The organism is Mesobacillus jeotgali, assembly GCF_900166585.1.
Taxonomy (GTDB): Bacteria; Bacillota; Bacilli; order Bacillales; family Cytobacillaceae; genus Mesobacillus; species Mesobacillus jeotgali_A.
The window spans coordinates 589,805-615,000 of the sequence record NZ_FVZC01000009.1; the positions used below are offsets into that span (position 1 = coordinate 589,805).

26 protein-coding genes are annotated in these 25,196 nt (G+C 43.9%); all 26 read left to right on the plus strand.

Annotated features, from left to right (window positions below; translation table 11 throughout):
• Nucleotides 1-47 precede the first annotated feature (47 nt).
• The 26 genes from B5X77_RS12925 to dprA all read left to right on the plus strand — a co-directional run bounded on the left by B5X77_RS12925 (nucleotide 48) and on the right by dprA (nucleotide 25,026).
• The gene (locus B5X77_RS12925) at nucleotides 48-311 is read left to right on the plus strand and encodes a hypothetical protein (protein WP_139378353.1); all 264 of its coding nucleotides are present in this window, start codon (nucleotides 48-50) and stop codon (nucleotides 309-311) included.
• A 7-nt stretch (nucleotides 312-318) separates the two neighbouring features.
• Nucleotides 319-2,352: an ATP-dependent DNA helicase RecG gene (recG, locus tag B5X77_RS12930; protein WP_373887811.1), complete on the plus strand. Its 2,034-nt coding sequence runs from the start codon at nucleotides 319-321 to the stop codon at nucleotides 2,350-2,352.
• Nucleotides 2,353-2,666: 314 nt separating this feature from the next.
• Nucleotides 2,667-3,236 (plus strand): transcription factor FapR, encoded by a 570-nt coding sequence (gene fapR / locus B5X77_RS12935; RefSeq protein WP_079508395.1) that lies wholly within the window; start codon nucleotides 2,667-2,669, stop codon nucleotides 3,234-3,236.
• 13 nt (nucleotides 3,237-3,249) lie between these two features.
• A complete protein-coding gene (gene plsX, locus B5X77_RS12940) occupies nucleotides 3,250-4,248 on the plus strand; it encodes a phosphate acyltransferase PlsX (RefSeq protein ID WP_079508396.1) in 999 nt (332 codons plus the stop codon).
• Between the two features lie 34 nt (nucleotides 4,249-4,282).
• The gene (gene fabD, locus B5X77_RS12945) at nucleotides 4,283-5,230 is read left to right on the plus strand and encodes an ACP S-malonyltransferase (RefSeq protein ID WP_079508397.1); all 948 of its coding nucleotides are present in this window, start codon (nucleotides 4,283-4,285) and stop codon (nucleotides 5,228-5,230) included.
• Entirely contained in the window at nucleotides 5,227-5,970 is a 744-nt protein-coding gene (gene fabG, locus B5X77_RS12950; protein WP_079508398.1) for a 3-oxoacyl-[acyl-carrier-protein] reductase, read from the plus strand. The genes fabD and fabG overlap by 4 nt, the downstream gene beginning before the upstream one ends.
• 108 nt (nucleotides 5,971-6,078) lie before the next feature.
• Complete coding sequence (locus B5X77_RS12955; protein WP_079508399.1) at nucleotides 6,079-6,312, plus strand: acyl carrier protein; 234 nt, start codon at nucleotides 6,079-6,081, stop codon at nucleotides 6,310-6,312.
• 323 nt (nucleotides 6,313-6,635) lie between these two features.
• Entirely contained in the window at nucleotides 6,636-7,400 is a 765-nt protein-coding gene (gene rnc, locus B5X77_RS12960) for a ribonuclease III (RefSeq protein WP_079508400.1), read from the plus strand.
• A gap of 198 nt (nucleotides 7,401-7,598) precedes the next feature.
• Entirely contained in the window at nucleotides 7,599-11,165 is a 3,567-nt protein-coding gene (smc, locus tag B5X77_RS12965) for a chromosome segregation protein SMC (protein WP_079508401.1), read from the plus strand.
• An 18-nt stretch (nucleotides 11,166-11,183) separates the two neighbouring features.
• On the plus strand, nucleotides 11,184-12,188 hold the full coding sequence (gene ftsY / locus B5X77_RS12970; protein ID WP_079508402.1) for a signal recognition particle-docking protein FtsY: 1,005 nt from the start codon (nucleotides 11,184-11,186) through the stop codon (nucleotides 12,186-12,188).
• A 100-nt stretch (nucleotides 12,189-12,288) separates the two neighbouring features.
• Nucleotides 12,289-12,618, plus strand: a complete 330-nt coding sequence (locus tag B5X77_RS12975; protein ID WP_079508403.1) for a putative DNA-binding protein — start codon at nucleotides 12,289-12,291, stop codon at nucleotides 12,616-12,618.
• A gap of 13 nt (nucleotides 12,619-12,631) precedes the next feature.
• Nucleotides 12,632-13,984: a signal recognition particle protein gene (gene ffh / locus B5X77_RS12980; RefSeq protein WP_079508404.1), complete on the plus strand. Its 1,353-nt coding sequence runs from the start codon at nucleotides 12,632-12,634 to the stop codon at nucleotides 13,982-13,984.
• A 110-nt stretch (nucleotides 13,985-14,094) separates the two neighbouring features.
• A complete protein-coding gene (rpsP, locus tag B5X77_RS12985) occupies nucleotides 14,095-14,367 on the plus strand; it encodes a 30S ribosomal protein S16 (protein WP_079508405.1) in 273 nt (90 codons plus the stop codon).
• Nucleotides 14,368-14,381: 14 nt separating this feature from the next.
• On the plus strand, nucleotides 14,382-14,612 hold the full coding sequence (locus B5X77_RS12990) for a KH domain-containing protein (RefSeq protein ID WP_023614919.1): 231 nt from the start codon (nucleotides 14,382-14,384) through the stop codon (nucleotides 14,610-14,612).
• A gap of 267 nt (nucleotides 14,613-14,879) precedes the next feature.
• The gene (locus B5X77_RS12995; RefSeq protein ID WP_079508406.1) at nucleotides 14,880-15,272 is read left to right on the plus strand and encodes a YlqD family protein; all 393 of its coding nucleotides are present in this window, start codon (nucleotides 14,880-14,882) and stop codon (nucleotides 15,270-15,272) included.
• 7 nt (nucleotides 15,273-15,279) lie between these two features.
• A complete protein-coding gene (gene rimM / locus B5X77_RS13000) occupies nucleotides 15,280-15,798 on the plus strand; it encodes a ribosome maturation factor RimM (RefSeq protein WP_079508407.1) in 519 nt (172 codons plus the stop codon).
• The gene (gene trmD, locus B5X77_RS13005; protein WP_176167413.1) at nucleotides 15,798-16,538 is read left to right on the plus strand and encodes a tRNA (guanosine(37)-N1)-methyltransferase TrmD; all 741 of its coding nucleotides are present in this window, start codon (nucleotides 15,798-15,800) and stop codon (nucleotides 16,536-16,538) included. The genes rimM and trmD overlap by 1 nt, the downstream gene beginning before the upstream one ends.
• A 130-nt stretch (nucleotides 16,539-16,668) precedes the next feature.
• Nucleotides 16,669-17,013, plus strand: a complete 345-nt coding sequence (gene rplS / locus B5X77_RS13010; RefSeq protein ID WP_079508409.1) for a 50S ribosomal protein L19 — start codon at nucleotides 16,669-16,671, stop codon at nucleotides 17,011-17,013.
• Between the two features lie 195 nt (nucleotides 17,014-17,208).
• Nucleotides 17,209-17,763: a signal peptidase I gene (gene lepB / locus B5X77_RS13015; protein ID WP_079508410.1), complete on the plus strand. Its 555-nt coding sequence runs from the start codon at nucleotides 17,209-17,211 to the stop codon at nucleotides 17,761-17,763.
• A gap of 53 nt (nucleotides 17,764-17,816) precedes the next feature.
• On the plus strand, nucleotides 17,817-18,704 hold the full coding sequence (gene ylqF / locus B5X77_RS13020; protein ID WP_079508411.1) for a ribosome biogenesis GTPase YlqF: 888 nt from the start codon (nucleotides 17,817-17,819) through the stop codon (nucleotides 18,702-18,704).
• 77 nt (nucleotides 18,705-18,781) lie between these two features.
• Nucleotides 18,782-19,558, plus strand: a complete 777-nt coding sequence (locus B5X77_RS13025) for a ribonuclease HII (protein WP_079508412.1) — start codon at nucleotides 18,782-18,784, stop codon at nucleotides 19,556-19,558.
• 16 nt (nucleotides 19,559-19,574) lie between these two features.
• A complete protein-coding gene (locus tag B5X77_RS13030) occupies nucleotides 19,575-21,431 on the plus strand; it encodes a hypothetical protein (RefSeq protein WP_079508413.1) in 1,857 nt (618 codons plus the stop codon).
• A complete protein-coding gene (locus tag B5X77_RS13035) occupies nucleotides 21,428-21,712 on the plus strand; it encodes an EscU/YscU/HrcU family type III secretion system export apparatus switch protein (RefSeq protein WP_079508414.1) in 285 nt (94 codons plus the stop codon). The genes B5X77_RS13030 and B5X77_RS13035 overlap by 4 nt, the downstream gene beginning before the upstream one ends.
• 311 nt (nucleotides 21,713-22,023) lie before the next feature.
• Nucleotides 22,024-23,184 (plus strand): ADP-forming succinate--CoA ligase subunit beta, encoded by a 1,161-nt coding sequence (gene sucC, locus B5X77_RS13040; RefSeq protein WP_079508415.1) that lies wholly within the window; start codon nucleotides 22,024-22,026, stop codon nucleotides 23,182-23,184.
• Nucleotides 23,185-23,206: 22 nt separating this feature from the next.
• Entirely contained in the window at nucleotides 23,207-24,109 is a 903-nt protein-coding gene (gene sucD, locus B5X77_RS13045) for a succinate--CoA ligase subunit alpha (RefSeq protein ID WP_079508416.1), read from the plus strand.
• Nucleotides 24,110-24,171: 62 nt separating this feature from the next.
• Nucleotides 24,172-25,026 carry a DNA-processing protein DprA gene (gene dprA, locus B5X77_RS13050; RefSeq protein WP_079508417.1) on the plus strand — a complete coding sequence of 285 codons (855 nt, stop codon included), beginning with the start codon at nucleotides 24,172-24,174 and terminating at the stop codon, nucleotides 25,024-25,026.
• The last annotated feature ends 170 nt before the right edge of the window (nucleotides 25,027-25,196 follow it).

Consider the following 25,196-nt stretch of genomic DNA (forward strand, 5'->3'; position numbering starts at 1 on the left):
TGACCCTAAAGCGTGCAATATTGGCAAAAAGGGTAATAGGAAAAGGTTTGCACTACCAGAAAACGTGCAGCAAGTTGAAAAACAGTAAAAGCAAAGGGTATGCATTGCCCGAAGACGTGCTGCATGAGGAAAAAGGGCAAAAGCATGGGGACTGCAGTGAGAAAAACACTCGCATTACCCAAAAAGGATCAACCCTGGCAAAAAGGGTAAATGAGAAATACAGGAACAGCGTGAGGGGGGAAGCGGCTACACCGATTGGCCGGGAGCTGAAGGCCAAGAATTTCGGCATACCGCTTGATAAACGTGAATGAGCAATTAATGCAACCAGTAACAGCAGTTAAGGGTATCGGGAATGAAATGGCGGAAACTCTGGCGGATATGCACATCAGCTCTGTCGGTGATTTGCTGGAATACTTCCCGTATCGTTATGAGGATTATCGCCTGAAAGATCTGGCAGAAGTAAAACATGATGAGAAGGTCACGGTGGAGGGGAAGGTTCACAGTGAGCCGGCACTTGTATACTATGGCCGTAAAAAAAATCGCTTAACTGTCAGGATGCTTGTTGGACGATACTTAATCATTGTCACATTCTTTAATCAGCCTTATTTAAAGCAAAAAATTGCTGTTGGTGAAACAATTACAGTGACTGGTAAATGGGACCAGCATAGACAGACAATCACAGCCAGTCACATGTCAGTGGGTGAGCATGCAAAAAGTCAGGATTTTGAACCGGTATATGCGGTGAAAGGGAAGATGACGGTAAAAACCATCAGAAGACTGATCAAACAGGCATTCTCCCAGTTCGGACACGAAATTGGCGAGATTTTGCCATCGGAGCTTCTTCAGAAATATAAATTACTGAACCGCAGGGATGCTCTGAGAATTATGCATTTTCCGTCAGGTTCCGATGAGATGAAGCAGGCGAGAAGGAGATTTGTTTACGAGGAGTTCCTATTATTCCAGCTTAAGATGCAATCATTGAGGAAGCTGGAGCGGGAACAGAGTCCTGGAATTTCTATTTCATATGAATTGGACAAGCTTAAAAAATTCATCAGCGGCCTGCCATTTCCGTTAACTGGGGCACAAAAGCGGGTAGTCAATGAGATCCTTGGTGACATGAAATCTCCTTATCGCATGAACCGCCTCCTTCAAGGTGATGTTGGTTCAGGTAAAACAGTTGTAGCTGCAATTGCCCTGTATTCCGCCAAGACAGCTGGTTATCAAGGTGCGTTAATGGTCCCAACAGAAATTTTGGCTGAACAGCACTCACAGTCCCTGACACAATTGTTAGAACCATTTGGAGTGAAAACAGCCCTGCTGACAAGTTCGGTAAAGGGGAAACGCAGAAGAGAGATTCTGGAACAATTGAAACAGGGTGATATAGATGTATTAATTGGTACGCACGCCTTGATTCAGGATGAAGTGGATTTTCAAAAACTCGGTCTCGTCATCACAGATGAGCAGCATCGATTTGGGGTTGAACAAAGGCGGGTCCTGAGGGAGAAAGGCGAAAATCCCGATGTCCTGTTCATGACCGCGACACCAATTCCGAGGACATTGGCGATCACCGTTTTTGGTGAAATGGATGTCTCAGTGATCGATGAAATGCCGGCTGGCCGTAAGATAATTGAAACTTATTGGGCCAAACATGAAATGCTTGAGCGGGTACTCTCGTTCATGGAAAAAGAACTGGCAAAAGGAAGACAAGCGTATGTGATCTGTCCATTGATCGAGGAGTCGGATAAATTGGATGTCCAGAATGCGATTGATGTTCACAGCACGTTGAGTTTCTATTTTAAGGAACGTTATCTTGTAGGCTTAATGCATGGACGGCTCCATTCAGAAGATAAAGACCAGGTCATGAAGGCATTCAGTGAAAATGAAGTCCAGGTGCTTGTATCTACTACTGTCGTTGAAGTAGGTGTGAATGTTCCGAATGCTACAGTAATGGTGATTTATGATGCAGAAAGATTTGGACTGGCGCAGCTTCACCAGCTAAGAGGCCGGGTTGGACGCGGCAGTGACCAATCTTATTGCATTTTGCTCGCCGACCCCAAAAGTGAAGTTGGAAAAGAGCGCATGAAAATCATGTCTGAGACGAATGATGGCTTTGTTCTTAGTGAAAAGGATTTAGAGCTGCGAGGACCTGGCGATTTCTTCGGCAAAAAGCAAAGCGGGCTGCCTGAATTCAAAGTAGCAGACATGGTCCATGATTATCGTGCACTTGAAACTGCCAGGAATGATGCATCATTGCTGGTCAAGTCAGAAGCTTTTTGGCAAAGTGAAAAATATCGTTCATTGCGGGAGTATCTGGCGGAGTCTGGAGCCCTTGCGAATGAAAAATTGGATTGATTACATCCAATCTATTTATATTTAGTAGAATGATAGAGCGGGAGGCAGTGATCTGCTTCCTTTTTTAATGGACTTGTAAAGGCTGAATTTTGAATTATATAACCTGTTGATTATAATGGAAGGCGCGCAGACTCCGGCGGGCGCAGCTGGTCAGGTGAGTCCCGCAGGAGCAAAGAAAAGAGGAGACTCAGCGGAAAGTGAGACAGCTGCAAAGTCAGCCTTTTTAATAAATATATTTCTTCTTGCAATCTTTTTTTATTATATATATACTACTATTAGTACCTAGTCTTAATAGCTCGGGCGGTGTTTTATAGATGAAACGCAATAAAAAAGATCGGCAGTCAATGTTGACTGAAACGATAAAAGAAAATCCATTTATAACAGATGAGGAGCTGGCTGAGAAATTTGCTGTCAGCATCCAGACTATAAGGCTGGACAGACTCGAATTGTCGATTCCTGAACTAAGGGAGCGAATCAAGAACGTTGCTGAAAAACGTTTTGAAGACGAAGTCCGTTCATTGCCGCTGGAAGAGGTTATTGGAGAAATCATTGATATTGAGCTTGACCAAAGTGCAATATCAATACTTGATATAAAAAGGGAACATGTTTTTAAAAGGAATAAAATTGCCAGAGGGCACCACTTGTTTGCTCAGGCGAATTCTTTGGCGGTGGCTGTGATTAACGATGAGCTGGCGCTGACAGCAAAATCAAATATCCAGTTTACAAGATCCGTAAAAGAAGGTGAACGGGTCATCGCCAAAGCAAGGGTCACGAACATAGATAATGAAAATGGCCGGACAATAGTAGAAGTAATGAGTTATGTGAACAATGAGCTTGTCTTCAAAGGTGAGTTTGAAATGTACAGATCAAATAATGATAAGTAAGGGATGAAAAGCGATGAGGCTTGCAGTAGATGCTATGGGCGGAGACAATGCACCAAAAGAGATTGTCCTCGGAGCAATGAAAGCAGTAGATAATTTCAAAGACATACATATTCTTCTTGTGGGTGATGAAAAAAAAATCAGGGAGCATTTGACGAATGAAGAAAGAATAGAAATCCTTCATACGGAAGAGGTCATCCTAGGTACAGATGAACCAGTCAGGGCTGTTCGCCGGAAAAAAACCGCATCAATGGTTCTTGCGGCACAGCAAGTAGCAGACGGGAATGCCGATGCATGTATTTCTGCCGGAAACACAGGGGCTCTCATGGCAGCGGGATTGTTCGTAGTTGGCCGGATCAATGGAATTGAAAGGCCAGCTCTTGCGCCAACACTTCCTACCATTGGCGGAGAGGGTTTCTTGCTGCTTGATGTAGGTGCTAATGCTGATGCTAAGCCGGAGCATCTCGTTCAATATGCGATTATGGGATCCATCTACAGTGAGAAGGCAAGAGGGATAGAAAGACCGCGGGTTGGTTTGCTTAATATCGGTACAGAAGAGAAGAAGGGGAATGAGTTAGTCAGGAGTACCTTCGAATTACTGAAAGAGGCTGACATCAACTTTATCGGAAATGTAGAATCGAGGGATTTACTGGATGGTGTGGCAGATGTTGTCGTGGCTGACGGATTCACCGGCAATATGGTGCTGAAGACAATTGAAGGAACCGCCATGTCAGTATTTAAGATGCTGAAAACCGCTCTGACTTCCAGCTTGAAGAGCAAGATGGCTGCAGCTGTTCTGAAGCCTGATCTTGCTCAGTTGAAAAATAAAATGGATTATACGGAGTATGGTGGTGCAGGTTTGTTTGGTTTAAAGGCCCCGGTCATAAAGGCACACGGATCATCGGATGCGAATGCAGTATTCAACTCAATCCGACAGGCTAGAGAAATGGTTGAAAAGGATGTATCTGGCACCATCAGGACGGCAGTAGAGAGACAAGAAGACGTCATTCAATAGAATCATAAAATAATACGTAAAAGGGGAATCTTTCATGGGAAAAATCGCGTTTTTGTTTCCAGGGCAGGGGTCACAGACAGTTGGCATGGGACAGGCACTGGCTCAATCAGAGCAAACAGTCTCGGAAACTTTTAAAAAAGCGGATGAAGTCCTTGGGGAGTCTTTGAGCAAATTGATTTTTGAAGGCCCCCAGGACAAACTGACACTTACAACTAATGCGCAGCCTGCACTGCTGACGACCAGCATTGCCATCCTCAGATATTTCAGCCGGTTCGGTATTAAACCTGATTTCACCGCCGGCCACAGCCTGGGAGAATATTCAGCACTGGTAGCATCTGATGCGATTTCTTTTGAGGATGCTGTGTATGCTGTCCGTAAACGTGGAGAACTCATGGAAGAAGCAGTGCCGAATGGCGAAGGCACGATGGCAGCTGTTCTTGGGATGGATCGAGAAAAACTTCAGGATGTGACCGAGACGGTATCTGCCGGCGGAAGTGCTGTTCAGCTTGCTAACTTGAATTGCCCCGGGCAAATTGTCATCTCTGGTTCCAGAAAAGGAGTGGAAGAAGCTTCTGCACAAGCAAAGGAAGCTGGAGCGAAAAGAGTGATTCCTTTGGATGTAAGCGGGCCATTTCATTCTTCGTTAATGAAGCCGGCAGCAGAGAGATTTGAGTCAGTATTGGATACTGTTACTCTCAAGGATGCATCGATCCCAGTGATCGGCAACGTGACTGCTGAACCAATTACTGAAGCAGCGGAGATCAAAAAGAGACTGATAGAGCAGCTTTACTCTCCTGTATTATGGGAAGACTCCGTAACGAAAATGCTTGAACTTGGTGTCGATACTTTCGTAGAAATTGGTCCTGGAAAGGTGTTGTCAGGTCTCGTTAAGAAAGTGAACCGCTCTGCAAGGACATTCGCAATCTATGACGCAGAAACTTGTGCAGCGGCCGTTGCCGCATTGAAGGAGGAAGAGGAATGAGACTAGAAGGTAAAACAGCACTCGTAACAGGGGCTTCACGTGGAATCGGAAGGGAAATCGCATTGGAACTTGCCAGGGAAGGTGCTTCAGTTGCTGTCAACTATGCGGGCAGCGAAGCAAAAGCACTTGAAGTGGTGGATGAGATCAAAGCTATGGGCCGGGATGCTTTTGCGATTCAGGCAGATGTTTCCAGCTCCGACTCAGTCACTGATATGGTCAAGGAAACGGTTGAACGCTTCGGAAAGCTTGACATACTTGTGAATAATGCGGGTATAACAAAAGATAACCTTTTGATGAGAATGAAAGAGTCCGAGTGGGATGATGTCATTAACATCAATTTGAAGGGTGTTTTCCTTTGTACAAAAGCTGTCACGAGACAAATGATGAAGCAGAGAAATGGCCGGATCATTAACATTTCTTCGATTGTGGGTGTCAGTGGAAACCCTGGTCAAGCTAACTATGTCGCGGCAAAATCAGGAGTGATTGGACTGACGAAAACAACAGCGAAGGAACTTTCCTCAAGAGGAATCACGGTGAATGCCATTGCACCAGGATTCATCACGACAGACATGACAGATAAGCTCAATGAAGACGTCAAGGCGGAAATGCTGAAGCAGATTCCATTGGCACGTTTTGGGGGGCCAAAGGATATTGCCCGGACTGTTATTTTCCTTGCATCTGAAGACGGTGCCTATATGACAGGGCAAACCCTCCATGTGGATGGCGGCATGGTCATGTAAACGTTCAGCATTGCTGAGCATCTTCAGGATCATGAAAATAAAAATTATTGCAGCCATTTATTAATTATATAAAATCATCTATAATGGCTTGAGGGGAGGTGAACGAGCATGGCAGACGTTTTAGAACGCGTAACAAAAATTATTGTTGACCGTTTGGGAGTAGATGAGTCTCAAGTAACTTTAGAAGCATCTTTTAAAGATGATCTTGGTGCTGATTCCCTTGATGTTGTTGAATTAGTTATGGAACTGGAAGACGAATTCGACATGGAAATTTCCGACGATGACGCTGAAAAAATCGGTACAGTTGGTGACGCTGTGAACTACATAAATAACCAAGCGTAATTTCTATTTACTGAAAAGCTCCGTTTATAAAAAACGGGGCTTTCTTCTGTAAAAAAGCTCTTGTCTTTTCTGAATTGCTTTTTACATAAAGTTCTTTATTTGTTTTTCTCGATTGCTTCGTGCTCTTTCCAAGATACATTCCAGTTAGTAATAACGGAATAAGCCGGAAGAAGGAAGGAATCTGCTGGAATTACTTCAAGTTTTTTTGCTTTATGGACATTATTTTTTGTAAACTGTTAGTAGTCTGTAATGAATTGCGGTTGGATTGAAAAAATGCGATTCATAATTAACAGCTTTAAATTATGAGCAAGGTGGAATAAATCATGCGCAACAATGGAAGAGAAAGAGAAAAGAAGAATATCCGCGCAAAGGACCAAAAATTCAGAGAATTCCAGGACAGAATCGGGATTCATTTTGAGAGTGACAAGCTATTAAAACAAGCTTTTACACATTCATCCTATGTGAATGAGCATCGCAGGAAACCCCATGAGGATAATGAGAGACTTGAGTTTCTCGGGGACGCTGTTTTGGAACTGACTGTATCTCAATTTTTATTTAAAAAATATCCGATGATGAGCGAGGGAGAATTGACCAAGCTGCGGGCAGCTGTAGTTTGTGAGCCGTCACTCGTTGCGTTTGCCAATGAGTTAGTCTTTGGAGAGTTGGTTTTACTCGGCAAGGGAGAAGAAATGACAGGCGGAAGAACGAGGCCTGCACTTCTGGCAGACGTTTTTGAGGCATTCATTGGTGCATTGTACCTGGATAAAGGAATTGATACAGTCACTACATTTCTTGAAGAAATTGTATTTCCAAAAATCAATGCCGGTGCTTTTTCTCATGTGATGGATTTTAAGAGCCAGCTACAGGAACTGGTACAGCGTGACGCCGCAGGGTCCTTGGAATACCGGATTATGAAGGAGATTGGACCTGCGCACAGCCGTGAGTTCGAATCACGAGTCTACCTGAATGGCCAGGAATTAGGAACAGGAACTGGCCGCTCCAAGAAAGAAGCAGAGCAGCATGCTGCCCAGATGGCCCTTGAAAAGCTGAAGGCTCATATAGAGGCTGCCCCTGAGCAGGACAGCTAAATAGCATAATAGATTGATCCTAACAACTTAACTAATACAAAAAAGTGAGAAGTGTCGAGCATAAGAGCCTGGCCAACTTTCTTCCCAGGATAGCTTCCCCATGTATCCTCCGAGAAGTGGTGGCTTAGAAATGGCCTATTCGCTGGCGCTTTTCTTACGACATCTCAGATAAAAAGTAACAGGAAAGGGAGAGCCCTATTGTTTTTAAAACGATTAGATGTAGTCGGCTTTAAATCATTTGCCGAGAGAATATCTGTGGAATTCGTACCGGGTGTTACTGCTGTCGTGGGACCCAATGGAAGCGGAAAGAGCAATATCACAGATTCCATTCGATGGGTTCTTGGTGAACAATCTGCCCGGTCGCTCCGAGGTTCGAAGATGGAAGATATCATCTTTGCCGGCAGTGATTCCAGGAAGCCGCTGAATTTTGCAGAAGTCACGTTAACTCTTGATAACGAAGATCAATCATTGCCGCTTGATTACAACGAAGTAAGTGTAACCAGACGTGTCTACCGTTCAGGTGACAGCGAATATTTAATTAATAAACAGAACTGCAGATTGAAGGATATTGTCGATCTATTCATGGACTCAGGACTTGGCCGTGAAGCATTCTCTATTATCAGCCAGGGAAGAGTTGAGGAAATCCTCAACAGCAAGCCAGAAGACCGCAGGACGATTTTCGAAGAAGCGGCAGGTGTCCTTAAATATAAATCCCGAAAGAAAAAAGCTGAGAACAAGCTTTTTGAAACGCAGGAGAATTTAAACCGTGTAACAGACATTATCCATGAGCTGGAAGCTCAGGTTGAGCCGTTAAAAATCCAGGCTTCCATTGCTAAGGATTATCTTCAGCAAAAGGAAGAGCTTGAGCAAATTGAAGTAGCGCTGACAGCCTATGAAATTGAAGATTTGCATGCCCGATGGGAGCAGCTTTCCAAACAGCTGGAACACCATAAAGAAGATGAAATAAAGCAGTCTGCCCTTTTGCAGAAGAAAGAAGCGGAAATTGAAAAGATGAGGGACCACTTAGCTGCACTCGATGAATCGGTCAGCGACCTTCAGAATGTCCTTCTGCATGCGAGTGAGGAGCTCGAGAAGCTGGAAGGCAGGAGAGAAGTCCTCAAGGAACGAAAGAAAAATGCTTCGCAAAATAAAGGCCAGCTTGAAAAGAATATTGAAGAACTGACTTCTTCCATTGCCAGACTGGAGGAACAGAAGGCCGAGTATAAGAAAGCTGTTTTCGAATTGAGCGAAGAAGCCGGTGCCCTCCAAAAAGAGCTGCAGCAAAAACAGGAGCATTTAAAGCTCTATAGCGAAGATGTCGAGCTTAAAATCGATTCAATCAAAAGTGATTACATCGAGGTGCTGAATGAACAGGCCAGCGCTAAAAATGAAAAAATCTATATCGAGCAGCAGCTGCAGCAGCAGGAAGCCAAAGGATCCAGACTGGATCATGACAATGACAGATTTGTAGGGATCCGCGATGAAATAAATGAAAAGAAAGCAGAAATCGAGGATAAGGTGGCATCCGCACAGCAAGAATTGGAAGAACAGGCAAAGCTATTCTTTGAAGAACAGAAAAAGCTGGAATCTTTAAGAAGTAATTATGAAAAGCAAGAGAAAACTCTCTATCAAGCTTATCAGTTCCTGCAACAGGCAAAATCAAAGAAGGAAATGCTGGAGGAAATGGAAGAGGATTACTCTGGTTTCTTCCAGGGAGTAAAAGAGGTGCTGAAAGCCAGGAATTCCAAACTACAGGGAGTTGAAGGAGCAATTGCCGAGCTGATTAACGTGCCTAAGCAATACGAAACGGCAATCGAGACAGCTCTGGGCGGCGCTATGCAGCATATTGTTGTCAAGACTGAAGAGAATGCACGAGCCGCCATCCAGTATCTAAAGCAAAAGTCATTTGGCAGGGCGACTTTCCTCCCCCTCAGTATCATAAAGGGTAAATACCTGACCGGCTCGCAGACCACGCTTCTTTCGGGATACAGTGCCTATATCGGCACTGCTGCGGATTTGATTCAATATGATGAAAAGTATGCCGAGGTGGTCAAAAACCTGTTAGGGAATGTTATTATTGCCAAGGATTTGAAGGGTGCCAACGAAATAGCAAAAATGCTGCAATATCGCAGCAGAATCGTCACCCTTGATGGAGATGTAGTTAACCCTGGCGGTTCGATGACTGGTGGAGCGGTAAAGCAAAAATCCTCCTCTCTTTTAAGCAGAAAAGGCGAATTAGAGGATTTAACCAACAAGCTAGCCGATATGGAAGAAAAAACAAGGGTGCTAGAATCCAGGGTCAAAGCATTGAAGGCGGATATCCACTCAAGCGAATTGAGGCTGGAAGAACTGAGGAAAACAGGGGAAGAGCTTCGTTTTAAGCAACAGACCCTAAAAGGCGACCTTAGGGAAGTCGAGCTTGAGCAGAAAAATATCAATGAACGTTTGTCTGTGTACGATTCTGAAAAGACCCAGATGGATACCGACAGGGAAAAGCTGGTATCGAGACTGGCAGAACTTGATCGGCTATTGGCCAAGCATCAGCAGACACTTGTCCAATTAGATAAAGAAATAGAAAGATTGACTGAGCTCAAAAACTCTAACTCTACTTCCAAGGATACGCTTATTTCTGAAATCAGTGATTTGAAAATCATTCTGGCCTCCAAAAAGGAACAGCTTACCCATGTGAAGGAAAAACTGGAGTCCACAATCTTTCAGGCAGAAGAGCAATCAGGAAAATTGGCTTTCATGAAAGAAGATCTTTCTTTGCTATCATCAGAGATGACTGATAGCTCGTCTGGTGAATCCCAGCTGGAGGAAGCAGCAAAACAGAAGCTCCAGGATAAAAATGAAACACTTAAATTGATTGCCTCAAGAAGACATGAACGTCTCGAGCTGCAAAACAAACTTGAGGATCAGGAACTAGAGTCGAAGGAACTAAGAAGACTGCAAAAAGGAATGAATGAAGTACTGAAGGATGAGGAAGTGAAATTGAACAGGCTCGATGTAGAACTGGACAATAAGCTGGCACATCTTCGGGAAGAATACCTGCTTTCCTATGAAGCCGCTAAAGAACAATATCCGCTGACAATCCCGGCTGATGAAGCAAGAAGAAAAGTGAAGCTTATCAAAATGGCGATTGAAGAGCTCGGCACAGTCAACATTGGAGCAATTGAAGAATACGAGCGGGTATCTGAGCGTTATGAATTCCTGCTCGAGCAAAAGAACGATCTGCAGGAAGCAAAAGACACATTGTTCCTTGTTATTGAGGAAATGGACCAGGAAATGAAGAAACGTTTTGAGCAGACCTTTACTGGCATCCGATCACACTTTGAGTCTGTTTTCCAGGCCTTGTTTGGCGGCGGAAGAGCAGATCTGAAATTGACACAGCCTGATGATCTTTTAAACACAGGTGTGGAAATTGTCGCACAGCCGCCCGGGAAGAAGCTCCAGAATCTTGGGCTTTTGTCTGGCGGTGAGCGGGCATTGACTGCGATTGCACTGTTATTCTCGATTCTTAAGGTCCGTCCCGTTCCATTCTGTATCCTGGATGAGGTGGAAGCCGCATTGGATGAAGCCAATGTATACCGTTTCGCCCAATACTTGAAAAAATACCGTGATGAAACGCAATTTATTGTCATCACCCACCGTAAGGGTACAATGGAGGAAGCGGATGTCCTTTATGGTGTCACCATGCAGGAATCAGGTGTCTCCAAGCTTGTATCCGTCAGGCTGGAGGATTCAAAAGAACTTGTCAAAATGTAATGAGAGAGGCGATGGACTGTGAGTTTTTTTAAGAAATTAAAAGAAAAGTTTTCGACACAGACTGAAAGTGTTACAGAGAAATTCAAAGATGGCCTGACGAAAACAAGAGACAATTTTTCCAACAAGGTAAATGATCTTGTTTCACGTTACCGGAAGGTGGATGAGGAGTTTTTTGAAGAACTTGAGGAAATTTTGATCCAGGCAGATGTCGGCTTTGATACCGTAATGGAATTAGTCGAAGAGCTTAAAAAAGAAGTCAAGCGCAGAAACATCCAGGATACGAAGGATGTACAGGCAGTCATTTCCGAGAAGCTTGTAGAAATCTATGAGGACGGTACTGAGGATGAATCGTTCAGGCTGAACATTCAGGAAGACGGATTGACTGTTATATTATTCGTAGGCGTGAATGGGGTAGGGAAAACGACGACCATTGGCAAATTGGCTCACAAATTCAAGAGCGAAGGGAAGAATGTCCTTCTTGCTGCTGGAGATACCTTCCGTGCTGGGGCAATTGAGCAGCTCGAAGTATGGGGCGATCGCGTTGGTGTGGATGTCATCAAGCAGGCAGAAGGCTCCGACCCGGCTGCAGTCATGTATGATGCGGTTCAGTCTGCGAAATCAAGAAAAGCTGATATTCTAATCTGTGATACTGCTGGCAGATTGCAAAATAAGGTCAACCTAATGAAGGAGCTTGAAAAGGTAAAGCGTGTGATTGAACGCGAAGTGCCGGGCGCACCACATGAAGTTCTGCTCGTTCTGGATGCAACTACCGGCCAAAATGCACTTATTCAGGCTAAGACTTTTAAGGAAGCAACCGACGTAAGCGGAATTGTGCTTACCAAGCTTGATGGGACAGCCAAGGGCGGTATTGTGCTAGCGATACGCAAAGAGCTCAATATTCCGGTAAAATTTGTCGGTCTTGGCGAAAAAATGGATGACCTACAGGAATTCGACGCTGAAAGATATGTTTATGGCCTGTTCGCTGACCTGGTAGAGGAAGAAGAAACAGCCGAAGAATCTTGATTTACCAGTAAATTGCTGTAAAGAACTTTTCTTGACAGGTAAGACGAACGTGTGTAAACTCTTAATGTAAAGGTATTTCACTTAACATGGGGGAATATGAATGCTTGAGAAAACGAACCGCATGAATTATTTGTATGATTTTTATCAGGCATTGCTGACTCCAAAACAAAGCAGTTATATGGCTCTATACTATCTTGATGATTACTCTCTTGGGGAAATTGCCGAGGAGTATGATGTTAGCCGGCAGGCTGTATACGACAATATCAAACGTACCGAAGCGATGCTCGAGGAGTATGAAGAGAAGCTTCTTCTGTTCGACAAATTCCAGAAGCGAAGCGGGCTGCTTTCAAAAGTGAGAGAGCTCATTGCTGAAAATGGAGACCCCGGCGCTTTGGGAGAACTAGTAGATGAGATTGAGAAATTAGACTAGGGAGGCACATGATATGGCATTTGAAGGATTGGCCGACCGACTGCAAAATACGATGCAAAAAATCCGCGGCAAAGGAAAGGTATCCGAAGCGGATGTTAAAGAAATGATGCGAGAGGTCCGTCTGGCTCTCCTTGAGGCAGACGTTAACTTTAAGGTTGTAAAAGATTTTGTAAAGAAGGTCACTGAAAGGGCAATTGGCCAGGAGGTCGTTAAAAGCCTTACTCCAGGACAGCAGGTTATCAAGGTTGTAAAAGAAGAACTCACCGAGTTGATGGGTGGGGAGCAAAGCAAGATTGCTGCCTCCAGCCGTCCGCCGACAGTCATCATGATGGTCGGTCTACAAGGTGCAGGTAAAACGACGACGACCGGAAAGCTTGCCAATCTTCTTCGAAAAAAATACAACCGAAAGCCGTTGCTAGTAGCTGCGGATATATACCGTCCAGCGGCAATCAAGCAGCTTGAAACGCTTGGCAAACAGCTTAGCATGCCGGTATTTTCATTAGGCGACCAGGTCAGCCCCGTCGAGATCGCGAAACAGGCGATCGCTAAAGCGAAGGAAGACCACAATGACTATGTGCTTATCGATACCGCGGGCCGGCTGCATGTTGACGAAAACCTGATGGATGAGCTTAAGCAAATTAAAGAGCTTTCCAAGCCGGACGAAATCTTCCTTGTCGTCGATGCAATGACAGGGCAGGATGCTGTCAACGTAGCCCAGAGCTTCAATGAACAGTTAGGCTTGACAGGGGTAGTCCTGACAAAGCTTGATGGCGATACTAGAGGCGGTGCAGCGCTTTCCATCCGCGCCGTGACAAATACGCCAATCAAATTTGTCGGCCTTGGAGAAAAACTTGATGCACTGGAAGCATTCCACCCTGAAAGGATGGCTTCCAGAATCCTTGGTATGGGCGACGTCCTTACCCTGATCGAGAAGGCCCAGGCAAACGTCGATGAAGAAAAAGCGAAAGAGCTTGAGAAGAAAATGCGCACAGCATCATTTACCCTTGATGACTTCCTGGACCAGCTTGGCCAGGTTAGGAAGATGGGACCGCTGGATGAAATTCTCAAAATGATGCCTGGAGCCAATAAAATCAAAGGCATGAACAATCTTCAAATCGATGAAAAGCAAATCTCGCATGTCGAGGCAATCATTCAGTCGATGACGTCGAATGAAAAGACTCATCCCGAAATCATCAACGCCAACAGGCGGAAACGGATTGCTAAAGGAAGCGGTACATCCATCCAAGAAGTCAACCGTCTGCTCAAGCAATTTGAAGATATGAAAAAGATGATGAAACAGATGACGAACATGCAGCAAAAAGGCAAGAAAAAAGGCGGATTCAAACTGCCGTTCAATCCTTTTTGACATGTAAAATTCCGGTAATTTCAGTCTGTAAAGAAAAAACACTTTACAAGCTGTTTTCAATTTGGTATTATTCTATCTTGTGTGAAACTATTCGGAGGTGCTTATTTAAAATGGCAGTAAAAATTCGTTTAAAGCGTATGGGAGCTAAAAAATCTCCTTTCTATCGTATTGTAGTAGCTGATTCACGTTCACCACGTGATGGCCGTTTCATCGAGTCTGTAGGAACTTACAACCCAGTTGCTCAACCAGCACAGGTTGAACTTAACGAAGAATTGGTTCTTAAGTGGTTAAACGACGGCGCTAAGCCATCTGATACAGTACGTAACTTGTTCTCAAAACAAGGTATCATGGAAAAATTCCACAACTCAAAGCTTAGCAAGTAATTGTGGACACGCCCATGAAAGAATTAATCGAGACGATCGTGAAGCCACTTGTTGATTTTCCGGAAGATGTTCATGTCAATGAACATGAAGAGGATCAGCGCGTAACCTACAAGCTTTCCGTCAACAAAAGTGATATGGGCAAAGTAATTGGAAAGCAGGGACGCGTTGCAAAGGCGATTCGAACAGTAGTCTATGCAGCAGGCTCGTCACAGCAAAAGAAGATTTTCTTGGAAATCGTCGAATGACAATCAGCTGCGTTTGCAGATGGAGATAACTCTATATGATTGTATTTTAAAGGGAGGGGTGACCCTCCTTTTTTCTATTTATCAAGAATTAATGTATAATGAATAACCGAAGAGTTCATTGGCATTGCTCCAGTCGACATAGGAATAATGACTAGAACCATTAACTCAAAAGGGAATTTATGGTATGGATTATTTAATATAGGAAAAGTCACTTCTAAAACAGATTTTCGCAGCCATAAAGGATGTTAGCTTTAAGGGGGAAATGCTTTGAAGGTACTTCAAACGATTATCGTCAAACAGGTGCTGACAGAAGAAAGCAGGGAAAGAATCCACCAAAAGTATCACTCAAAAAAACGGCAGCTTCAGAAGGAATGTGACCAGCTTAAATTTGAGATGAAGAAACTCGAAAAATCTAAAAAGTTTCCGCCTGAAACCTTGAAAAAGCATTTCGAACAAGAAATTAAAGTCCATAAAGAAAAGATCAAGCTTTTGGATTTTCAAATAGAACAACTACATATTCTTCCGCTTGGGAGTGAAATTAAAGAAACAGAGCTGCAGGGCATCGTTGAAATAAATGAAGGTGACCAGTGGGAAGGGTTTCTTTCAGGAAAGACTATTATTGTAAAAGATGGCATCGTGGCCGAAATACGCGAGAGGTGATCAAAGAATGGAGAAATTTTTTAATGTCGGTAAGATCGTCAATACTCATGGCATCCGAGGAGAAGTAAGAGTGATTTCTAGGACAGACTTCCCCGAAGAGCGTTATAAGATAGGCAACACTCTATATTTATTCATGCCTGGTTCTAAGGATCCTGAGGAGCTTGTAGTGAAAAGCCACAGGACCCATAAAAACTTCAACCTGCTGACATTCGAGGGCCATGACAATGTCAATCAGGTGGAAAGAATGAAGGGCGGCATTCTGAAGGTTCCTGAAACTCAAAGAGGAGAACTTGAGGAAGGCGAGTTTTATTTCCAGGATATTATCGGATGCACAATGGTAACTACAGAAGGTGAAGAACTTGGCAAGGTTATTGAGATACTGTCGCCAGGCGCCAATGATGTATGGGTTGTAAAGGGATCGAAGGGCAAAGAAATACTGATTCCGTATATCGGAGACATCGTGAAAAAAGTTGACCTCAAAGAAAAGATGATTCTGATTGAGCCGATGGAAGGGCTTCTCTCATGATGAATATCGATGTCTTGTCTATTTTTCCCGAAATGTTTGAAGGCGTTTTCGGCCATTCAATCCTAAAAAAGGCGGCTGAAAAAGGGGCTTCTAAATATAATGTAGTCAATTTCCGTGATTATGCCGATAACAAACATCAGACAGTTGATGATTATCCTTATGGAGGCGGCGCTGGGATGGTATTGAAGCCGCAGCCTATTTTCGATGCAGTAACGGATTTAAGAGAACGGGCAAAAAGTGTTTCACCAAGAGTGATTCTCATGTGTCCCCAGGGGCAAAGGTATACGCAGAAAAAAGCAGAGGAATTGGCGAAGGAAGAGCATTTAATTTTTATCTGCGGCCATTATGAAGGTTATGATGAACGCATCCGTGAGCATGTCATCACAGATGAAATTTCAATCGGCGATTATGTCCTGACAGGAGGAGAACTGGGGGCTATGGTGGTGATCGACAGTGTAGTGCGCCTTCTTCCAGGTGTGCTGGGGAGCGAAGAGTCGCACATCCAGGATTCCTTCAGTACTGGCCTGCTTGAGCATCCCCACTATACCAGACCAGCTGATTTCCGGGGAATGAAGGTGCCGGATGTCCTGATCTCTGGCAATCATAAGCTGATTGATGAGTGGCGGATGAAGGAAAGCTTGAGAAGAACTATGAATCGAAGACCAGATCTTCTTGAGGATGCAGATCTGACCGAGCAGCAAAAAAAGTGGCTGGATGAGTTAGTAAAACTTAATGAATAATATTGCAGTCAGGCCTAGTTTATGTTAAGATACTTCTTGTGGCTTGAAGCAAACGTGCTTTATGCTGCTTATAACAATGTTCCGCTGCAATGAAAGTGTGCAAGAGCATTCGTGGGAGGAGTTGAAAACGATGCAACAATTAATCGAAGAAATCACAAAAGCACAACTTCGCACTGATCTTCCATCTTTCCGTCCTGGTGACACTGTACGTGTTCACGTTAAGGTTGTTGAAGGAACTCGTGAACGTATCCAGTTGTTTGAAGGTGTAGTGATTAAGCGTCGTGGCGGTGGAATCAGCGAAACTTTTACAGTACGTAAAGTTTCTTACGGAGTAGGCGTTGAGCGTACTTTCCCTGTTCACACACCAAAAATTGCGAAGCTTGAAGTAATCCGCCGCGGTAAAGTCCGCCGTGCGAAACTTTACTACCTGCGCAACCTGCGTGGTAAAAAAGCTCGTATTAAAGAAATTCGATAAGAATGAATGTCAAAAAGGAGCTTGCCTAGCCAAGCTCCTTTTTCATTCAGTTTCTGCTCGCGAGAATGGAACATGATTCATTGTAATGTTAAATAAAAATTAAAAAATCATCGCCCATCGTGTTTATCTTGACTGACTTATGTAAAATAAAGTTATGTACTCAAACTACATTTATTTTAGAATGGTGGGAAAAGAATGGCCGAGAAAAAAAAGAATGAACTGTGGGAATGGACGAAAGCGCTTCTCATTGCTGTAGTACTAGCAGCAGTGATTCGATACTTTTTATTTGCACCAATAGTGGTGGATGGATTATCGATGATGCCGACTCTCCATGACCAGGATCGGATGATCGTTAATAAGCTAAGCTATAAAATCGGAGAGCCTGAAAGATTTGATATCATTGTTTTTCACGCACCCGAGAACAAGGATTACATAAAAAGAGTGATTGGCCTGCCTGGGGATAAGATAGAATATAAAAATGATACGCTATATGTGAATGGCAAAGCATATGAAGAACCATACTTGGAAGAATATAAAAAACAGGTGATCGATGGTCCGTTGACTGATCCATTCACGCTAGAAGAGAAGATTGGAACAGAAACAGTCCCTGAAGGCCATCTTTTCGTAATGGGTGACAATCGCCGATTCAGCAAGGACAGCCGGCACATTGGCACTGTACCGTTCGAAAAGGTGCTGGGAAAAACCAATGTCATCTACTGGCCAATTGAGGATATTAGAACAATAGACTAGATAGGGACCGGCCGCCGATAACAGAGATGTAAAACAGATAGGAGGTGGCTGCTTTGACGATCCAATGGTTTCCAGGCCATATGGCCAAGGCTCGCAGAGAGGTCACGGAAAAATTAAAGCTTGTTGATGTGATATTTGAACTGGTGGATGCAAGGATTCCATATTCATCCAGGAATCCAATGATTGATGAAATCATTCAGCACAAACCAAGAATTGTGTTATTGAATAAAGCGGATATGGCTGACAAGGCTGTCACGGAAGAATGGCTCCGCTACTACCGCGAAAAAGGGATTACCGCTCTTGCAATCAATTCGCAGGCTGGGACAGGATTAAAGCCGATTGTACAGGAATCTAAGGTGCTGCTTAAAGATAAATTCGATCGGCTGAAGTCAAAGGGAGTCAAGCCAAGGGCGATACGGGCCATGATCGTGGGCATCCCTAACGCCGGGAAGTCGACATTGATCAATCGCCTTGCCGGGAGAAATATCGCTCAGACCGGAAACAGGCCTGGTGTAACGAAAGCCCAGCAATGGATTAAGGTGGGAAAGGAACTTGAACTCCTTGATACTCCTGGAATCCTATGGCCGAAGTTTGAGGATCAGGAAGTCGGAACAAAACTCGCGGTCACAGGGGCAATCAAGGATACCATCCTTAATCTCCAGGATTTGGCCGTATATGCACTAAGGTTCCTTGAAAAACGCTATCCTGAGCGTCTGCAGGAAAGATACAAGCTGTCTGCCCTGCCTGAGGAAATCGTTGAACTTTTTGACCAGATTGGCGATTTCCGTGGCTGCAGAATGCCAGGGGGTTATGTCGACTATGATAAAGTCGCTGAACTGGTAATCAGGGAAATACGTACTGAAAAATTAGGACCTCTTTCCTTTGAAAGGCCTCAGGATCTGGTAAAAGATGAAGTTACAGAAAAACAAGAAGAAAAATAAAGGTCCTGAAACCAGGGCCTTTATTTTTCGTTCCTACTGACGATACATAATAAAGAAGCAGCTAGGGGAAGTTGAATATGGAAAATTTGACTATCGGCGAAATCGATCGCCGGTTATTCAGTGAAGAGGATGTTGACAGCCGATTCATTGAGCAATTAAAAAAAGATAACCGCAAGGGTGTCCAAAGACTCGTTATGAAGTGGGAGAAGCAAGAAGAGCAAAGAAAGCAAGTCCATCAGCAGTTCATCGACATGACTTCCTTCGAGAGGGAATATCGATCTAAGGGTTTCCATTTAATTGCTGGTATTGATGAAGCTGGCAGAGGTCCGCTTGCCGGACCGGTGGTTGCAGGAGCAGTCATCCTGCCGGAGAACTTTTATCTTCTGGGAATCAATGATTCTAAAAAACTGACAGAAGCCAAAAGGGAAGAATATTTTAAAATCATTATTGAGGAAGCCTTGTCTGTCGGGGTCGGCATCATCGAGGCTGCAGAAATTGATGAGATTAATATTCTTCAGGCCAGCAAAAAAGCAATGCTTAATGCTGTTGCACAGTTAGAGACCAAACCTGATTTTTTATTGATTGATGCTGTCAGCCTGGATACACCTTATCCATATGAAGCATTAATCAAAGGTGATGCCAGGAGCATCTCCATTGCAGCAGCATCCATCATTGCCAAAGTAACAAGGGACGGGCTGATGAAGGAGCTAGGTAACCGGTTCCCTCAATATGGGTTCCATGCAAATATGGGATATGGAACCGCTGGGCATTTAAATGCTTTAAGAGAGCACGGCGTCACAGACCACCACAGGAAGACATTCGCTCCAGTAAGAGAGTGTATCCAGCAGAACTAGGCAAAGCGGGTGAAATATGGAAACAGGAGCACTGAAAAGCTTATTTAACCTTAAGACAACACAGCAGACAAAAGCTGCTGAATTTCGTCCAGGACAAATCATTAATGGTAAAATAGTAAAACTTTATCCTGACCAAGTAGCTCAAGTTCAAATTGGGAACCAGATCATGGTAGCGCAATTAGAAGTGCCATTGTCAGCAAATGAACGCTACTGGTTTCAGGTCCAGTCTGGAGAAGGAAAGGTCCATTTAAAGGTGATCAGTGCAAGTGGAGAGGATAAGGGCCAGTCAGGAAACCTTACGAAAATCCTGGCCGAATTTTCAATGCAGCCGACAAAGGAAAATCTCGAGCTCATCCGTTTTTTCATAAAGGAACAACTCCCTGTTAACATTGATCTCCTTAAGCAGGCGTCAGAATGGCTAAAAACAGCCGATTCCCTGTCTGCCGGTCAGGATGCCATAAAAATGATGCTGACAAGGGGTATTCCCGTCACAAGGTCTTCATTCGACGCCCTATCTACGATCACCAAGGAACAGTCACTGGTGCTTCTTATGGAACAGCTGGGAAAGGCTTTGGAATCCGTGAACCAAACAGATACAGGTGCCAGCCTAAGAAGGCTTTTGAACGAGATGCTGCCATCAAACAGGTCTCTGACATCAGAGACTGCCCTGAACCACCTGGTTTCAGCATGGCTGAAGGACAATGGAAAGGAAAGTCAAGCTGCACTGGATCTGCTTAAACGGTTTGGAGCGGTTCCATCGAAAAACGAGGAAAGCAACGTGTTGCAACAGATGTTATCGAAACTTCAAAGTCTAGAGACTGCGCAAGAGGATCTGCCTGCAGGACTAAGGTTCGTTAAGTCTGTCATAACTCTCTTGGAGAATGGTGAAATTCCAGCCGCAAGACAGTTGTTAACAGGCTCTACAAACGATAAAACAGTCGCTGTTAACCGCATATTGGACTCTCTTAGGCTCCTTGTTGACCAAACAAATGGCAAAGAGGGAGATTTACAGAAAGGGCTACAGGCTTTTAAGGGGTTATTGTCACTCACCAATGATGGCAGGACTCTACCTCTGTTGCTGAGGGGGGAAGCTGACTGGAAGCAGGCTGGAGTGAAGTTATTGGAGGCAGCCAGCCGGCAGCAGTCTATCCCGTTGACAGGTGTGCAGGCACAGCTGTTAACGGAGGCAATTGTCAAAACTGAACCTACTCTAGTGCCTGGTGAAAATGGCACTTCACTGCTGACTGATTCCAGGATTAAGAGCTTCCTTTCCGCTCTGGGACTATCTTATGAACAGCAACTTAGTGAAGCCATGAAGGCTGGGGAGAGTGGAAGGCTCCAAGTACCGGATACACTTAAATCTTTGCTTCTTCGTTTGTTGAATGAGAATCCTCCGCCGGTGGTGAGGGAAGCTGCGGAGCCGCTTCTAAATAAACTGACAGGATTTCAGCTGCTTTCGCAGGAGGCAGGCCCCATCCAGCAGCTGGTCGTTCAGGTTCCATTTATTCTTGGGGGAAACGCGAGAGATCTGACAATGCAGTGGAGTGGCAAAAGGACCGAAGACGGAAAAATAGACGCTGATTACTGCCGCGTGCTCTTCTATCTGAAGTTACAGAATCTTGATGATACAATCGTCGATATGCAGGTTCAGAATCGAGTGATGAGTTTACAGATTTTTAATGATCATCCATTTTTGAAGAAAATGGCCGAACAGATGACGCCGATATTGAAAAAGAAGTTGTCTGAACTGGATTACAAATTATCCTCTGTCCACTTTCATACTCCAGGAGAATCAAAGGCAGTATGGAATCAGCGGAGTCTGTCAGAATTATATGGGCAAAAAGAATATTCAGGAGTGGATATAAAAATATGAAGACTCCTAAGCACACGAGGAAAACAGCTGTAGCACTTGGATATAATGCAGGAAGTATGGACGCTCCAAAAGTGATGGCGAAGGGAAAGGGTCTCGTAGCAGAGCAAATCATTGAGAAAGCAAAGAATCATGACATTCCCATTCAGGAAGACCCATCACTTGTCGAAGTTTTGTCGCAGCTGGAATTAAATGAGAGAATACCAGAAGAGTTATACCAGGCAGTAGCAGAGGTTTTTTCCTTTATCTATCATCTCGACCAGCAAACAGGCAAGCGAAATTAATATTTTCTGGTATCGATAAATGAAACAAAAATAGTTTTTTTAACTATAATTTCGACGCAAAAAGCCGGGAAAGGTTATCATCCCGGCTTTTTATGATGTAAGTCTATGGCTGTGAAGCTTTTTTGCAATATTTAAAATGAGGAAATATTTAATTCATAAAGGTAGACAATCAATATTTCATTATATAAAATGAAAGCGCAGTCTATTTTTTCAAAATTTAAATGAATTATATTTTCTACTTAGGAGAATGAATGATCACCGTGTAACTCTTAGTGATCAGTGTGTTTTTCTAATAGATAGGAGGATGGGAAATGAATGTCCATGAGTATCAAGGAAAAGAAATCCTCAGAAAATATGGGGTAAAAGTACCGAATGGAAAGGTTGCTTTTACAGTTGACGAAGCTGTTGAAGCAGCAAAAGAGCTTGGGTCTTCAGTAGTTGTCGTAAAGGCTCAAATCCATGCTGGCGGAAGGGGTAAAGCCGGCGGTGTCAAGGTAGCGAAAAACCTTGATGAAGTACGTACATATGCTTCTGAAATTCTTGGCAAGACACTGGTTACTCACCAGACTGGTCCAGAAGGCAAGGAAGTAAAACGCCTGTTAATCGAAGAAGGATGTGACATCAAGAAGGAGTACTACGTAGGTCTTGTACTTGACCGCGCTACTTCACATGTTGTCCTGATGGCTTCAGAAGAAGGCGGAACCGAAATCGAAGAAGTTGCAGAAGCGACTCCGGAGAAAATCTTCAAAGAAGAAATCGATCCTGTATTAGGTCTTATGCCTTACCAGGCTCGCCGCATCGCATTCAACATCAATATCCCAAAAGAGCTTGTCAACCAGGCTGTTAAATTCATGATGGGATTATATAATGCGTATATCGAAAAGGATTGCTCGATCGCTGAAATCAATCCGCTTGTCGTTACTGGCGACGGTCAGGTTATGGCACTTGACGCTAAATTGAATTTTGATTCGAATGCTCTATATCGCCAAAAGGATATACTTGAATACCGTGACCTTGAGGAAGAAGATCCAAAGGAAATCGAAGCATCTAAGTACGACCTTAGCTATATTTCTTTGGATGGAAATATCGGCTGCATGGTCAACGGTGCAGGACTTGCGATGGCAACGATGGACATCGTTAAGCATTATGGCGGGGACCCGGCCAACTTCCTTGATGTTGGGGGCGGTGCGACTGCTGAGAAAGTAACGGAAGCATTTAAAATCATCCTTTCGGATCCTAATGTTAAAGGGATTTTTGTTAACATCTTCGGCGGCATCATGAAGTGCGACGTTATCGCTACAGGAGTAGTTGAAGCAGCAAAGCAAGTTGGGCTGGAAGTTCCGCTTGTAGTTCGCCTTGAAGGTACTAACGTGGATCTTGGAAAGCAGATTCTAAACGAATCTGGCTTAAATATCATTGCGGCTGAATCTATGGCAGACGGCGCTGAAAAAATCGTTTCATTAGTTAAGTAGGATCGAAAGGAGAGAATTTGACGTGAGCGTATTCATTAATAAAGACACTAAAGTCATTGTTCAAGGTATTACGGGTTCAACAGCCCTTTTCCATACAAAACAAATGCTTGAATATGGTACAAAAATTGTTGGAGGAACATCTCCAGGCAAAGGCGGCTCTGAAGTAGAAGGCGTTCCTGTTTTCAATACAGTAAAAGAAGCGGTCGATGCTACAGGCGCAAACGCATCTGTTATCTATGTACCCGCTCCATTCGCTGCGGATGCGATTATCGAAGCTGTTGATGCAGAGCTTGATTTAGCAATCTGTATCACTGAGCATATTCCGGTATTGGATATGGTTAAGGTTAAGCGCTATATGGAAGGGAAGAAAACACGCCTTGTTGGTCCTAACTGCCCGGGTGTCATTACTCCTGAAGAGTGCAAGATCGGTATCATGCCTGGATATATCCATAAAAAAGGCCATGTTGGCGTTGTATCACGTTCAGGAACGCTGACATATGAAGCAGTACACCAGTTGACTCAAGCAGGGATCGGCCAGTCTACAGCTGTTGGTATCGGCGGAGACCCAGTTAACGGAACAAACTTTATCGATGTCCTTAAGGCATTCAATGAAGATCCAGAAACATATGCTGTCATCATGATCGGTGAAATCGGCGGTACAGCTGAAGAAGAAGCAGCTGAATGGGTGAAGGCTAACATGACTAAGCCTGTTGTCGGTTTTATCGGCGGCAGAACTGCCCCTCCAGGGAAGCGCATGGGTCATGCCGGTGCGATTATTTCTGGCGGAAAAGGTACAGCAGACGAAAAGATTCGCGTAATGAACGAATGCGGCATCCAGGTTGCTGAAACTCCATCTGTTATGGGTGAAACCTTGATTGGCGTATTGAAAGAGCAAGGTCTGTACGACAAGTGTAAAACTCACTAATATAATTTAACAAGCAGTCCCTCTAACTAGAGGGGCTGTTTATTAATCCCAGGGGGATGAAAATGGATGATTTTAATAAGAAGCTAATCCAGCTTGTCCACAGCAGGCATGCAAACTGGAAAGCGATATACTCAATCCTGAAACGCGATTCTGCCAGCAATAATAATGAAGAAACCGGATATGCCTCCTATCTGCCTCAAACCCAAAAACTCCTCAGAGACCATCAGCGAATTTCCCTAGCACAACTTCTCTATCATTATTCCTCACAGAATATTCACTTGATTACTATTTTTGACGATAATTATCCCGCTAGACTTAAGACCATCTATCAGCCTCCCTGGATTCTTTTCGCAAAGGGAGACGTCTCTTTGCTTCAGATGAATAAGAGCCTTGCTGTCGTTGGCTCGAGGAATGCGACAGAATATGGGATCAAGACAATTGACTACTTATTTCCTTCATTAATAGAGAGGGACATAATGATTGTCAGTGGTCTCGCAAAAGGGATTGATGCTCATGCCCATAAGGGAGCCATAAAGCTTGGAGGGAAGACGATCGGGGTCATTGCAGGGGGATTTGATCATTTGTACCCGAGGGAAAATATTAAGCTGGCAGAATTTATGATGGAAAATCAGCTGGTTATATCTGAATATCCTCCAGCCACTCGGCCGGCAAAATGGCATTTTCCAATGCGAAACAGGATTATCAGCGGCCTTTCAATGGGTACACTGGTTATTGAAGCAAGGAAGAAGAGCGGATCACTGATTACTGCAGATTTCGCATTGAATGAAGGCCGGGATGTGTTTGCGGTTCCTGGTAGTATCCTGACCCCTGACTCTGATGGCGTCCACTATTTGATTCAGCAGGGTGCAAAATTGATCAGAACTTCTGAAGATATCCTGGAGGAACTCGGGAAGTAATGTGGAATGATAAGAAGAGAAATGTATATAATGCTAAAAAGCCTTATATTGGGGCTAGGTCGTGAAAATATTTGCACAAATAAGCTGGATTTTCAGCCTGCTTTTGAAAGAGGATTTTAGATTTATATTAAAATTTGCAACAAAAAGGTTGAAATAATTTTAAAACTGTT